Genomic DNA, 13,421 nt, shown 5'->3' with positions numbered 1-13,421 from the left:
CATGTGCGGCGTTTTTCGTTCAGAGCAGCGAATGTCGATCAGGCTTGCGCCACGCGCTTAAGCGCTGCTTGCACTTCTTCGGGCTCGAACGAAGCGAGCACATCTGCCACAGGCTTCTCTAACGTTTTCAAATGCGAGCGCAAGACTTCCTGCTTGACCACGAGCAATTGACTCGGATGCATTGAAAACTCGGTGAGGCCCATACCGAGCAGCAGACGCGTCAGGCTCGGGTCGCCCGCCATCTCTCCGCACACCGACACGGGCACCCCCGCCCGCTTCGCTTCGCGCAACGTGAAGGCGATCAGATGCAGCACCGCCGGATGAAGCGGATCGTACAGATGCGCGACCGAGTTATCCGCCCGGTCGATAGCCAACGTGTACTGGATCAGATCGTTCGTGCCGATCGACAGAAAATCCAGCCGCTTGAGAAAGAGCGGCAACGCAATGGCCGCTGCGGGAATCTCGATCATCGCGCCGACCTGCACGTTCGGATCGTACGCAATCCCGGCGTCGTCTAGCTGACGCTTGGCTTCGCGTATCAGGTCAAGCGTTTGATCGATCTCCTGCGCATGCGCGAGCATCGGAACCAGAATCTTCACCGTGCCGAACGCCGACGCGCGCAGAATCGCGCGCAATTGCGTGAGGAACATCTGCGGCTCGGACAAGCTCCAGCGAATTGCCCTGAGCCCCAACGCGGGGTTCGCCGCGGTCTCATAACCGTCGCCGCCGCTCATCGAATCGAGGGGCTTGTCGGCGCCCACGTCGATCGTGCGGATCGTGACCGGCAGACCGTTCATCAACTCGACCGCGCGCCGGTAGGCTTCGAACTGCTCCTCCTCTTCGGGCATGCGGTGCTTGTGATTCATGAACAGGAACTCGGTGCGGAAGAGGCCAACACCGGTCGCGCCGGCGTCGACCGCCGCCCGCGCATCTTCCGGCAACTCGATGTTCGCGCACAGTTCGATACGCGTGCCGCACAGCGTTTGCGTCGGCGAAAATTTGAGGCGCTGCAGCTTGCGCTGCTCCAGCGCTTTTTCGCTCTGCCGGTATGAATATTCCTCCAGCACGATTGGCGCGGGATCGACGATCACAATGCCGTGGTCGCCGTCGACGATGATCAGGTCGTCCTGGCGAATCAGCGCACTCGCGTGCTGCACGCCGACCGCCGCCGGAATGCCCAGGCTGCGCGCGACGATAGCCGTGTGAGAAGTACGCCCGCCGAGATCCGTGACGAAACCCTGAAACGTTTGCGTTTTGAACTGCATCATGTCGGCAGGCGCAATGTCATGCGCGACCACGATCATTTCGTCGCACGCACCGTGCACGCCATTCACCAGCGAGCCCGAGGCGCCGGCCAGCGCCTTCAGCACGCGCTCCACCACTTGCTCGATGTCGGCTTTGCGCTCGCGCAGATATTCGTCTTCGATATCGTCGAAATGGCGCGAGAGCCGTTCGAGCTGTTCGGTCAGCGCCCATTCCACGTTGTAGCGGCGTGTGCGAATCAGATCGATGGTTTCCTGAACGAGCATTGCGTCGTTCAGAATCATTGAATGTACGTTGATGAAAGCGCCCATTTCGCTGGGCGCGTCCGCGGCGAGATCTGCGCGCAGCGCATCGAGTTCTTCATGCACGCGTTGCTGGGCCGCGCGAAATCGCTCGACCTCGCTCTCGATTTGCGCGGGTTCGATCAGATAGTGGTCTACGTCAAGTGCAGCCGGGGCAATCAGATAGGCTCGCCCGATGGCAATACCGCGTGACACGGGAATTCCATGCAGCGTGAAAGACACGCGCACCTCCTCTAGTTGTGTGATGCCGCGGCAAACCGCTGCAGTGCTCTCAGACTCTCGTCGTCATTATAAATTCCACCGCGTCGCGCACGTGCGTGAATGCTGTGTGCAATGCAGCACGAAAGACCGTAGTCGTTGCGCTCCATGCATCATTGCATTCGCCGACGAGATCCGTATATTGTCGCGCGCTAAAAAAAACGCCGCGGACAGCCGCGGCGCTTCACTCATCGGTATATCGATTCGCAAGTTCACTGACCTTCGCCAAATTTATCGGCGATCAGTTTCAACAGTGCGTCCATCGCTTCTTTTTCGTCGGGGCCTTCGGTTTCGATCAACACCGTGCTGCCGATACCCGCGGCCAGCATCATCACGCCCATAATGCTTTTCGCATTGATACGGCGGCCATTGCGGCTCATCCAGATTTCCGACTGGTAGTTGCCCGCCAGTTGAGTCAACTTGGCCGACGCGCGCGCGTGCAGCCCCAGCTTGTTCACGATAGTCGTTTCCTGTTGCAGCATGTGATGGTCCGAAGCGCTGGTAAGTGTTGTTGTGAAAGTGAAACTGCCAGACAGTGGTTATGCACTTGCAATGCGATGCGCTACAAGCCTGCTGGCCCAGCCTTCTGGACGAGTTCCGCGTCGCAAGGCAACGCGGGCAGACAGTCGGCCGAGGCCGCCGACGACTCAGCGGGCGCGGGCGTTGCCGGTCCGATTGCATGAACGCCCTTGGTCGCGCCGGCGAGCGCTTTGTCCACCAGCGTGTCGAGCGGCGTGGCGCGATAACAGACCGCGCGCACCAGCATCGGCAAATTGACGCCGCACAGCACGCGCACGTCCGGCACCGAGGCAAGCCGCCCGGCAATGTTCGCGGGCGTGGCGCCGAACATATCGGTAAGCACGAGTGCGCCGTTCTCTTCCTTCAAGCGCGCGATTTCCGCCTCGGCGAAAGAAACCATCTGTGCGGGATCGCAATCGGGCGATACGTCGATCACGCCGATGCGAGCCGGCAAGCCACCGTAGATATGCGAAATACAGTCGCGCAACGCGGTGGCGAACGGAGCGTGCGCAATGATCAGAATGCCTGCCATGTCAGCCTTACTGCAAAAAGACGGCCCCAAACGTGGATCGGAACCTCTCCGAAACGCTCGCGCTCTCGGCCGGCCGTGGGCCATGAGAGCCGGGAATGCACCACTTCATGAGCGGAATCACAAGCATGACGCCGTGCCGGCGCACGCTGAATCCGCTCGTTCCGGGTCCGCTATTCGTGCCGATGGCCCGGTGCAAAAGCCTATCGCCAGAAACGGACGCGAAGAGCGGGCATTGTAGCAGGCCCGTTTTGGGGCCTAAGCCGGCGTCCCGCTCTGAGCGGACGTGATGCTGATTCTGCCATGTAGTTTGGGGGGCGCCGCCCACATTCAAGGACGACCGCTCAACCCGCCGCGCGCTCCAGTGCGTCGATGAACATCGCCGCGACGTCGAAGCCCGTCTGATCCATGATCTCGCGAAAGCACGTTGGGCTCGTCACGTTGACTTCCGTGAGCCAGTCGCCGATCGCGTCCAGCCCGACGAGCAGCAGACCGCGCGCCGCCAGCACCGGCGCGAGCGTATCGGCGATCTTGCGGTCATGATCGGTCAGCGGACGCGCTACGCCGAGTCCGCCTGCCGCGAGGTTGCCGCGCACCTCGTTGCCTTGCGGAATGCGGGCGAGCGAGTACGGCACGGCTTCGCCGCCAATCAGCAGAATGCGCTTGTCGCCGTCCTTGATCTCGGGGATGAACTTCTGCGCCATCACCGAACGCGTGCCGTCGTGGCTCAGCATTTCAATGATCGACCCGAGGTTCATGCCATCCGGCTTCACGCGGAATACGCCCATGCCACCCATGCCGTCGAGCGGCTTCAGAATCACGTCGCCGTGCTGCTCGTGAAATGCCCGGAGCCGCGCTGGATCGCGTGTTACGAGCGTGGGCGCGACGAATTCCCCAAACTCGCCAATTGCGAGCTTTTCCGAGTGATCCCGGATCGCCTGCGGCTTGTTGAAGATGCGTGCCCCGGCGCGCTCGGCCATTTCGAGCAGCCACGTGGACGTGACATATTCCATGTCGAACGGCGGGTCTTTGCGCATGACCACCGCGCTAAAACTCTTGAGCGCGCGCGGCGCGGCGGCTTCCGCTGCGTACCAGATATCGCGATGCAGGTCGGTCACGTCGCCGGTGATCGCAAAGCGCTGCACGCTTGCTTCGACGTCGCCGCCCGTCCACGCCAGATGCTTCGGCTCGCACGTGTACAGCGTATGACCGCGGCGCGCGGCCTCGGCCATCATCGCGTAAGTAGAGTCTTTGTAGATCTTGAACTGCGTAAGCGGATCGGCGATGAAAAGAATGTCCATGAAGGTCCCGTTGCGCCCTGCTGGGCCTGGCGTTGATCGTGAAACTGCGCGTGAAATTGCGCGTGAATTTGCGAGTGAAGTCGAGCGCGAATGTCGTGGGTGAAAACGGCGCGGGCGGCGTGCGCGCCTCCGCGCCGCATTCAGGCCGCCCTCGCGCGGCCGAGCTTAAACCTGGATCGCTTCCGGATCGGTCTTTTCCAGCTCGACCGATGCGGCCAGCAGCCCGAGCCGAGCCACCACACCATACATATAGAAGCGGTTCGGCGGCGCCGCGCCGGGCTTGGCGTGCGCATCGGGTAGCGCCGTATGCTCGAAACCGAGCGGCACGAAGTGCATGCCCGGCGCGTTCAGATTCTGATCGCGCTCGCGGCTGCCGTGCACACGGTAGAAACCGCCCACCACGTACCGGTCGATCATATAGACGACCGGCTCCGCAACTTCTTCGCCAATGCGCTCGAACGTGTACACGCCTTCCTGCACGATGACGTCGTGCACTTCCAGGCCGTCTTTCGTGGCTGCCATCTTCGCGCGCTCGCGCTTGGTGAGCGCGGCCACTTCCGACGCGTCGTGCACGGTCATCACGCCCATGCCGTAAGTGCCTGCGTCCGATTTGATGACGACATACGGCTTTTCGGAGATGCCGTACTCGCGGTACTTCTTGGCAATCTTCTTCAATACGCCGTCGATCGCATCGGCCAGCGCTTCCTCTCCGGTGCGCTCCTGAAAATCCACGCCCTCCACATGCGCGAAGTACGGGTTGATCATCCAGGGATCGATCTCGACCATCTTCGCGAACTTCTTCGCCACGTCGTCATAGCACGAGAAGTGCTTCGATTTGCGGCGAACAGCCCAGCCGGCATGCAGCGGCGGCAGCAAATACTGCTCGTGCAGATTCTCGAGCACCGGCGGAATGCCGCCCGACAGGTCGTTGTTCAGCAGGATCGAGCACGGGTCGAAATTCTTCAGGCCAAGGCGACGCTGCGAGCGCTCGAGCGGTTCGAGCACGAGTTTCTGTCCGTCGGACAGCGCAATGGTGACGGGTCCGTTGATGCTTTCGTCGAGCGTGCCGAAACGCACGTTCAAGCCGGCCTGGCGCATGATCGCGGCCAACCGGGCGACATTCTCCAGATAAAACGCGTTGCGCGTGTGGCGCTCGGGAATCACGAGCAGGTTCTTGGCGTCCGGGCAGATTTTTTCGATCGACGCCATGGCCGCCTGCACGGCAAGCGGCAGCACTTCCTGGGGCAGATTGTTGAAAGCGCCGGGAAACAGATTGGTGTCGACCGGGGCAAGCTTGAACCCTGCGTTGCGCAGATCGACCGAGCAATAGAACGGCGGCGTGTGCTCCTGCCACTCGAGGCGGAACCAGCGTTCGATTGCGGGAGTGGCGTCGAGGATCTTCCGCTCAAGATCGAGCAGCGGGCCGTTTAACGCCGTAACTAGGTGCGGAACCATTGATCACTCGCAGACTGGAGAAAAAAGATTGTAGAGCAAATGCTTTGCCCATTTGGGGACGCTTTCTCCATTCGCAAGCTAACCAGAATGCATTGTCTCTATCGCAATGATAGACAGGAAAAAGAACTGTTAACAAGATAGCGAGCAAGAAAAAAGCCCGCCGTGAAGGCGGGCCAAAGCGCTGTGCTTGTTCGTGCTTGTTCCTGAATATTCATCGAGCCCGGGAGCACGGGCTCGTCAAGCCACTTCCTTATTCGACGTGTTCGCCGTGCAGGCTGACGTCCAGGCCTTCGCGTTCCTGCTCTTCCGTCACGCGGATACCCATCGTCATGTCGATGATCTTCAGCAGGATGAAGCTCACCACGCCGCTGTAGATCAGCGTCGTCAGCACGCCCTTGGCTTGCAGCAGCACGCTGCCGTCGAAGCCGCCGATGTCCTTGACCGCGAACACGCCGGTCAGAAGCGCACCCACGATACCGCCGACGCAGTGCACGCCGAACGCGTCGAGCGAGTCGTCGTAACCGAGCTTGTGCTTGAGCCACGTTGCCGCCCAGAAGCAGACTACGCCGGCCACGATACCGATCACGAGCGAGCCAAGCGTACCGACGAAGCCCGAAGCCGGCGTGATCGCCACGAGACCAGCCACCGCGCCCGACACGATACCGAGCACCGAAGGCTTACCCTTGGCCGCCCATTCGGCGAACATCCAGGCGAGTGCCGCGGCTGCCGTTGCTACTTGCGTTGCGAACATCGCGAAACCGGCACGGCCGTCTGCGGCCACCGCCGAACCCGCGTTGAAGCCGAACCAGCCCACCCATAGCATCGCGCCGCCGATCAGCGTCAGCGTGAGGTTGTGCGGAGCCATCGCTTCCTTGCCGTAGCCGACGCGCTTGCCGAGCACCAGACAGCACACCAGACCCGCGATACCGGCGTTGATGTGCACGACCGTGCCGCCCGCGAAGTCGAGGACGCCCGCGCTAGCCAACCAGCCGGTCGGTTCCCAGACCATGTGCGCGATCGGCGAGTAGACGATGATCGACCACAGCGCCATGAACACCAGCATCGCCGAGAACTTCATACGGTCTGCGAACGCGCCGGTGATCAGCGCCGGGGTGATGATCGCGAACGTCATCTGATAGACGAAGTAGACCGTTTCCGGGATCGTCGGGGCCAGGTGGCTGACGGTCAGCGTCGTAGCCTTGTCGCCCTTGATGTAGTTCATGCCTGCCATGAAGACGCGCGAGAAGCCGCCGATGAACGAGCCGCCCGGCGTGAACGCGAGGCTGTAGCCCACCACCGTCCAGATGATCGTCACGAGGCAGGTGATCGCGAAGCTTTGCATCAGCGTCGCGAGTACGTTCTTCTTGCGGACCATGCCGCCGTAGAAGAGCGCCAGACCCGGGATCGTCATGAACAGCACGAGCGCGGTGGAGGTCAGCATCCAGGCGGTGTCGCCCGAATTGATCTTCGACGAATCGACCGAGAACGGCGCGGTCGGTGCGGCCGGCGCGGCGTCCGATGCCGCGGGTGCGGCGGCGGCGCTCGCTGCGGGTGCAGCCGATGCTTCAGCCGCGGGCGCCGAAGCTGCGGCGGCGGCCGAAGCGTCCGGTGCCGGCGCGCTTGCCGTATCGGAAGCAGCGGCCGAGGCGGCTGCGGGAGCGGAAGCGTCGTCCGCGAGCGCGGCGCCGACACCGCCCGCGAGTAGCGAACCGGCCATCAGCAGGGACATCAATAGTTTGCGCATCTTTCGTTTCCTCTTGTCGCTTATCTGTGTCGCTATCTTTTGGTGTTACAGAGCGTCCGCGCCGGTCTCACCGGTGCGAATCCGAATCACCTGCTCGATCGGCGTGACGAAGATCTTGCCGTCGCCGATCTTGCCGGTCCGTGCCGCGCGCTCCAGCGCCTCGATCGCCTGATCGACGATGTCGTCCGAGACAGCGGCCTCGATCTTCACCTTCGGCAGGAAATCGACGACATATTCAGCGCCGCGATACAGCTCCGTGTGACCCTTCTGACGGCCGAACCCCTTGACCTCTGTGACCGTGATGCCCGAGACGCCGATCGCCGACAAGGCTTCGCGCGCCTCATCGAGCTTGAACGGCTTGATGATTGCGGTGATGAGTTTCATGAAATCCCTCGCTTAGTTGCGTAACCCGTTTGCGTAACCCGTTGCAGCCTGCTTCAATCAATCTGCGTTCCACATGCAGAAAGCCTGGCTGGCACTCGTAACCGTCCGCGTGGTCTCGTTTCGCTGCCGGAAAATGGTGCCGGCAGTGCGCGCGGGGCAGTAAAAGCAACTCATATGCCATGTTGTGTCAAACTGCGCCCGTGCGGGCTTTCCGAGCAACTCAGCCGCTCTTGTCCGAATGGCTAACGCGCGCCCCGCCCGGTGGCGCGGTGCAGGGATCGTTGCTAGAGTGTCCGCAGGTTCCGAAACAGGAAGCGCGCACCAAAGGGGCTCACGCCGCCGTGAGTTGAAAGGGCCAGCGCACCAACACAGCGCATCGTCAGATGCGAGGCACAGACGCAATGAAACGCTGCACATTTTTTGTGCACCAAGGGGAACACCATGAAACAACCGAACGATGTTTTTAACGACATTCAGGCCCGCATGAGCGAGCTGTTCAAGAATTCGCCGGCCAAAGACGTCGAACGCAATGTGAAAGCCATGCTGTCGCAAGGCTTCTCCAAGCTCGATCTGGTCACGCGTGAGGAATTCGATACCCAGACACAGGTGCTCGTGCGAACGCGCGCGCGTCTCGAAGAACTGGAGCGTCGCGTCGCAGAACTCGAACAGAAACTTCCGGTCACGCAAACTTCCTGACGCCTGTCGCTCTGGCAGCGCAGTAGCTGCATCTAGCTGCACATCACAGGCAAGCGAGCCGTGACGTCATCAGCGTATTAAGGTGATTGGGGCGCGTTAGTCGCGCACCGTCCGACGGGAGAAAACATGTCGCTTGCCGTGGTGCGCAGTCGCGCGCCGGCCTCTGGCCGCGCGCCCGAAGTAACCGTCGAGGTGCACCTCGCGAACGGGTTGCCGTCTTTTTCGATCGTCGGACTTCCCGATCTGGAAGTCCGCGAAAGCCGCGAGCGCGTGCGGGCGGCGCTGCAGAACTGCGGCTTCGACTTTCCCGTGCGGCGCATCACCGTCAATCTCGCTCCCGCAGACTTGCCCAAGGAATCCGGCCGCTTCGACCTGCCTATCGCCTTGGGCATTCTCGCGGCAAGCGGCCAGATTCCCGTGGAATCGCTGCTTCATCGTGAGTTCGCCGGCGAGTTGTCGTTGACGGGCGCGCTGCGTCCCATGCGCGGCGCTTTCGCGATGGCGTGTGGCACCGCGCGCAGCGCGGCAGCGGGCGACACGTCCGCTGAATGCATGGCCACGCGCGCACCGCCCCACCGCAACCCGCAACTTTATCTGCCCGCCGCAAGCGCAGCCGAGGCTGCGCTCGTGCCCGGCGTGGATGTTTATGGCGCGAGTGATCTGCCGTCGCTGTGCGCTCATCTGGCCGACGCGCCCGAAGCGCGCCTCTATCCGGTCGCCGCACCCGACCTCGCACAGTTCACGCCTGCCGCCGTGCCCGACATGGGCGACGTGATCGGCCAGCGCGGCGCGCGCCGGGCACTCGAAGTCGCCGCGGCCGGCGGACATCACGTGCTGCTCATCGGGCCGCCGGGCGCTGGCAAATCCATGCTCGCCGCCCGCCTGCCGGGTCTGCTTCCACCCATGACCGACGACGAGGCGCTCAGTTCGGCAGCCTTGCTCTCCGCAAGCCGCACAGGGTTCTCGCCCTCGCAATGGCGCCGGCGGCCGTTTCGCGCGCCGCATCATTCGTCGAGCGCCGCAGCGTTGGTCGGCGGGCGCAACCCTCCGCAACCGGGTGAGATCACGCTGGCTCACCTTGGCGTGCTTTTTCTCGACGAGTTTCCCGAGTTCGACCGCGACGTGCTGGAAACACTGCGCGAACCGCTGGAAGCCGGTCGCATCACCATCTCTCGCGCAGCGTTGCAGGCCGATTTTCCCGCAGCGTGCCAATTGCTCGCGGCGATGAATCCATGTCCTTGCGGCTGGCGCGGCGATCCGAACGGACGTTGCCGCTGCACGCCCGAGATCGCGGCGCGCTACCTGCGCAAGCTGTCGGGGCCGTTGCTCGACCGCATCGACATTCAGCTCGAAGTGCCTGCGCTCACGTCGGCGGAGCTTTCCGCGCGGTCGAACGCCGTTGGCGAGACAAGCGCGGTTATCGCGAGCCGGGTGAATGCCGCGCGCGAGCGACAAGTGGCGCGGCAAGGCAAAACCAACCGCGAGCTAAGTGGAAAAGAGGTGGACGCCGTCTGCCGGCCCGACACAGCCGGCGAAGCGCTACTGCGCGAGGCCGGCGAGCGCTTCGGCTGGTCGGCCCGCGCTTACTACCGTGTGTTGAAGGTGGCGCGCACCATCGCGGACCTCGCGGGGACGAGCATGCCGAGCGCTGCACAGGTCGGCGAGGCCGTTCAGTACCGACGTGCTTTTGGCTCTGGGTGAGGAGAAAAATGTGCTGTCAAGACTTGACTTATGCACATGCGCGCGTTCCAGATAAATTTAGAAACATCTGAAAGGTACGCAGAAGCCTCTCGAGCAAGATTGTTGATTTAAAACACTTTTTTATTCGGGCCGGCGGGCGCACGGACAGGCGAAATGCCCATGGGGCGGGCATCTGCGCGAAAAAATCGGGAGTTCTCAACAGAGTTATCCACAGGACACGGAGCCAAGTGGAAAACTTCAACGTAAACCGCGAATTAGCGTGCAAACTTGCGACGGAACTTTCACTGCACAAATGGATCCGTCGCACCTTGAATCGGCCAGAACTACCGCTTTCAATACAGCTGAAAAGACGAAAAAAATTGGTCGACCTGCTCCTGTGGCAGCGGCTGTGAAGCGATGATCGCGGCTTGATATGCATGCCGTCGTCGCGCTACCAGCCGCGCATAGACGGTGCGCTTTTCGTGGCCAGAGCCGGCTTGCCCGCTCAGCTTCATTTCCAGACCCAGCACCTTGCCGCCGGCCGCGAGTGGAATTTGCACGGCGTGCGCATCTGGCTCCGCGCCGATGTTGCGCGCCAGACCGTTACGCAGAAAGTCGAGCGCCTTGCGTTGCGTCGCCTCGCTTTCGTCAGGCAGCGTGATCGTGCCGACCGCGAACACGGCGTCGCCGGCTTCGGCCGTTTGCATGGCCATTTGCATCGGCGCTCCCTCGATCTGTACGGCGCGCTGATCGTTGCCTGGCTTGGCCGGCAGATCGATCGTGTAACCGCTGTCGTTATTCATGATGGTGCGCCAGTCGAAAGTCGGCGAGCAGCCGCTCAGAGCCGCGCATATGGCGAGCGCGCAAGCCCCCACGCGGACGGCCGGATGCACGCGCGAAACCACGGGCGGTTTCTGATCCGCTGTATTCCGATTGCGGGCGAAGCCGGAAACGAGACGCGAAAGAAGTTGGGTGAACAGACGGAAAACGCGAAAAACGATCTGGAGCATGGGAACAAGGCGCCCGAGAAACGGGCCAATGACGTGAGCATAAAGCGACATTATCCGCTGGCAGCTTGAGAAGCGTCAGCGGAAACGGCACGCTGCCGGGGAACCGGCCGCAACTAGCCGCAGCCCGCGCGAGGCATGCGCCCGGTGCGGGCGCTCGCTGCCGCCTTGCTCGAATAGGACTACAATAGCCACGCTATGGGGCAGCGGGCGCGAAGCCCCGGCCCACTTGCTGTCCCACGCCATTTCGCGATTTCCGAGGTTCCGTTCATGAGTACCATCACGTCGACCACCGCCGTCAGGCGCACGAATCCTCTTCGCTACGTGATCGCCGCCGTCGTGGCGATTGCGATCGGCGTGGCTGGCTATTTTGCGTTCGCCGGCCAACAGCGCGTGCCCGACGCGACTTTCACGCTGCTGTCGGGCCAGAAAGTCTCGACTGCTGATCTGAAAGGCAAGGTCTACCTGGTCAACTTCTGGGCGACGAGCTGCGATACATGCATGAAGGAAATGCCGCAGATGGTCCAGACCTATAACCGCTTCAAAGGTAAAGGGCTGGAATTTGTCGCGGTGGCCATGAGCTACGACGCGCCCATGTACGTGACCAATTACACGCAGACGCGACAGTTGCCGTTCAAGGTCGCCATGGACGACGGCTCGGCCGCGAAACAGTTCGGCAACGTCCAGCTCACGCCGACCACCTTCCTGGTCGACAAGGACGGCAAGATTCTGAAGCGCTATGTCGGCGAGCCGCAGTTCGCGGAACTCGACCAGCTGCTGGAAAAGGCGTTGAACGCTGCTTGAGCCGGGCGAGAGCCACGACGGCTGACTGGGCCTCGTGTTGTAAGTGATGCCAGGCGCTCGGAACACCCGATCCAAACCCAAAGCACAATGAGAAACGCCGGCATGAATTGCCGGCGTTTCTTTTTTCACCTGTCCCCGTCCCCTTTGGCCGCGAGGCCGTAGCGTTTGATCTTCTCGTAAAGCGTCGCTTTGCCAAGCTGCAGCCGGTCCGCAGCAATTGCCACCGCGCCGCCGCTCTGCTCCAACGCCTCAGCAATCACCGCCCGTTCGAATTGCTCCACGCGCTCCTTCAGCGGCTGTGGCTGCGCGCCTTCGTCGCCGAAAGACATGACGGGGTTGTCGGCGACGCCGAGCACGAAGCGGTCCGCCGCGTTGCGCAACTCCCGCACATTGCCCGGCCACTCGCGCTGCATCAGGCTCGCGCGCTGACGGTCCGTGAGAATCGGTGCGGGACGCTGATAACGGACGGCCGCGTCCAGCAGAAAGTGTTCGAAGAGCGGCACGATGTCCTCGCGACGCTCGCCAAGCGGCGGCAGCGCGATCGTCACCACATTCAACCGGTACAGCAGGTCGCGACGGAACGAACCGTCGGCGACATGTTCCGCCATATCGCCTTTTGCCGCGGCGACCACGCGGCAATTCACGCGGATCGGCTGGTTCGAGCCGAGGCGTTCCAGCACGCCGTCCTGCAACACGCGCAGGAGCTTGACCTGCAACGCAAGCGGCATGCTCTCTATCTCATCGAGAAACAACGTGCCGCCCGACGCGTGTTCGAGCTTGCCGATCCGGCGTTTCGCAGCACCGGTAAAGGCGCCCGGTTCGTAGCCGAACATTTCCGACTCGAACATCGGCTCCGGCAGCGCGCCGCAGTTGACCGCAATAAACGGCTTGTCACGCCGCGGCGACAATTCATGCAGACTGCGCGCGATCAATTCCTTGCCCGCGCCGGTGTCCCCGTTGATGAGCACAGACGCATCGGTCGGCGCGACGTTTGCAATCAGCCGCCGGACCTGCTCGATTGCCGGACTGCGGCCGATGATCCGCGGCGCAACCGCGCTCTGCCCGGCAAGCTCGCGGCGCAGCGCGAGGTTTTCCAGCACGAGCTTGCGCCGCTCCAGCGCGCGCCGCACGGTTTCGATCAAGCGCTCAGAAGCGAACGGCTTTTCGATGAAATCATAGGCGCCGTCGCGCATCGCCTGCACCGCCATCGAAATATCGCCGTGACCGGTGACGAGAATCACCGGCACGTCGGGCGCGCGCTCATGGCATTGCGCGAGCAGATCGAGACCGCTCGCGCCGGGCAGCCGGATATCGCTGACGATCACGCCGGAAAAGTCGGCGCTGATCGACTTCGCCGCGGATTCCGCCGACGCGTGACCAACCACGTTGAAGCCGGCCAGTTGCAGACTCTGCACGCTCGCGCGCCGCACGAGTTCGTCGTCTTCGATATACAGCACTTGCAAGTCGTCGTTCAGCATG

The 13,421-nt window shown here is 62.4% G+C and carries 12 protein-coding genes; 3 read left to right on the top strand and 9 right to left on the bottom strand.

The window, feature by feature from the left end; genetic code table 11:
• Positions 1 to 38: 38 nt before the first annotated feature.
• The 7 genes from ptsP to BCA01S_RS30350 all read right to left on the bottom strand — a co-directional run bounded on the left by ptsP (position 39) and on the right by BCA01S_RS30350 (position 7,755).
• A complete protein-coding gene (gene ptsP / locus BCA01S_RS30380) occupies positions 39 to 1,787 on the bottom strand; it encodes a phosphoenolpyruvate--protein phosphotransferase (RefSeq protein ID WP_020067047.1) in 1,749 nt (582 codons plus the stop codon).
• Positions 1,788 to 2,035: 248 nt separating this feature from the next.
• Positions 2,036 to 2,305 (bottom strand): HPr family phosphocarrier protein, encoded by a 270-nt coding sequence (locus tag BCA01S_RS30375; RefSeq protein ID WP_020067048.1) that lies wholly within the window; start codon positions 2,303 to 2,305, stop codon positions 2,036 to 2,038.
• 80 nt (positions 2,306 to 2,385) lie between these two features.
• A complete protein-coding gene (locus BCA01S_RS30370; protein ID WP_027780128.1) occupies positions 2,386 to 2,874 on the bottom strand; it encodes a PTS sugar transporter subunit IIA in 489 nt (162 codons plus the stop codon).
• A 341-nt stretch (positions 2,875 to 3,215) separates the two neighbouring features.
• A complete protein-coding gene (gene gshB, locus BCA01S_RS30365) occupies positions 3,216 to 4,172 on the bottom strand; it encodes a glutathione synthase (protein ID WP_027780127.1) in 957 nt (318 codons plus the stop codon).
• Between the two features lie 165 nt (positions 4,173 to 4,337).
• Complete coding sequence (gene gshA, locus BCA01S_RS30360; RefSeq protein ID WP_027780126.1) at positions 4,338 to 5,627, bottom strand: glutamate--cysteine ligase; 1,290 nt, start codon at positions 5,625 to 5,627, stop codon at positions 4,338 to 4,340.
• A 250-nt stretch (positions 5,628 to 5,877) separates the two neighbouring features.
• Positions 5,878 to 7,371 (bottom strand): ammonium transporter, encoded by a 1,494-nt coding sequence (locus BCA01S_RS30355; protein ID WP_027780125.1) that lies wholly within the window; start codon positions 7,369 to 7,371, stop codon positions 5,878 to 5,880.
• A 45-nt stretch (positions 7,372 to 7,416) separates the two neighbouring features.
• On the bottom strand, positions 7,417 to 7,755 hold the full coding sequence (locus BCA01S_RS30350; RefSeq protein WP_006048089.1) for a P-II family nitrogen regulator: 339 nt from the start codon (positions 7,753 to 7,755) through the stop codon (positions 7,417 to 7,419).
• A 441-nt stretch (positions 7,756 to 8,196) separates the two neighbouring features.
• Between BCA01S_RS30350 and BCA01S_RS30345 the strand changes: the two genes are divergently transcribed.
• Together BCA01S_RS30345 and BCA01S_RS30340 are read left to right on the top strand one after the other, a co-directional pair.
• Positions 8,197 to 8,451, top strand: a complete 255-nt coding sequence (locus BCA01S_RS30345) for an accessory factor UbiK family protein (RefSeq protein ID WP_020067052.1) — start codon at positions 8,197 to 8,199, stop codon at positions 8,449 to 8,451.
• Positions 8,452 to 8,577: 126 nt separating this feature from the next.
• Positions 8,578 to 10,152 carry a YifB family Mg chelatase-like AAA ATPase gene (locus BCA01S_RS30340; protein ID WP_027780124.1) on the top strand — a complete coding sequence of 525 codons (1,575 nt, stop codon included), beginning with the start codon at positions 8,578 to 8,580 and terminating at the stop codon, positions 10,150 to 10,152.
• A 332-nt stretch (positions 10,153 to 10,484) separates the two neighbouring features.
• Here the strand turns inward: BCA01S_RS30340 and BCA01S_RS30335 are convergent, their stop codons facing one another.
• Entirely contained in the window at positions 10,485 to 11,192 is a 708-nt protein-coding gene (locus tag BCA01S_RS30335; protein ID WP_084167006.1) for a hypothetical protein, read from the bottom strand.
• Positions 11,193 to 11,408: 216 nt separating this feature from the next.
• Between BCA01S_RS30335 and BCA01S_RS30330 the strand changes: the two genes are divergently transcribed.
• Positions 11,409 to 11,942 (top strand): TlpA disulfide reductase family protein, encoded by a 534-nt coding sequence (locus BCA01S_RS30330; protein WP_027780122.1) that lies wholly within the window; start codon positions 11,409 to 11,411, stop codon positions 11,940 to 11,942.
• Between the two features lie 125 nt (positions 11,943 to 12,067).
• On the opposite strand, the gene BCA01S_RS30325 is transcribed toward BCA01S_RS30330, so the two are convergent.
• Positions 12,068 to 13,420 (bottom strand): sigma-54-dependent transcriptional regulator, encoded by a 1,353-nt coding sequence (locus tag BCA01S_RS30325; RefSeq protein ID WP_174447102.1) that lies wholly within the window; start codon positions 13,418 to 13,420, stop codon positions 12,068 to 12,070.
• Position 13,421 lies beyond the last annotated feature (1 nt).

It is taken from the genome of Paraburkholderia caledonica NBRC 102488 (assembly GCF_000685095.1).
GTDB lineage: Bacteria > Pseudomonadota > Gammaproteobacteria > Burkholderiales > Burkholderiaceae > Paraburkholderia > Paraburkholderia caledonica.
Note: the sequence above shows the minus strand (reverse complement) of the source record. Positions and strands in the feature narration are given on the sequence as shown.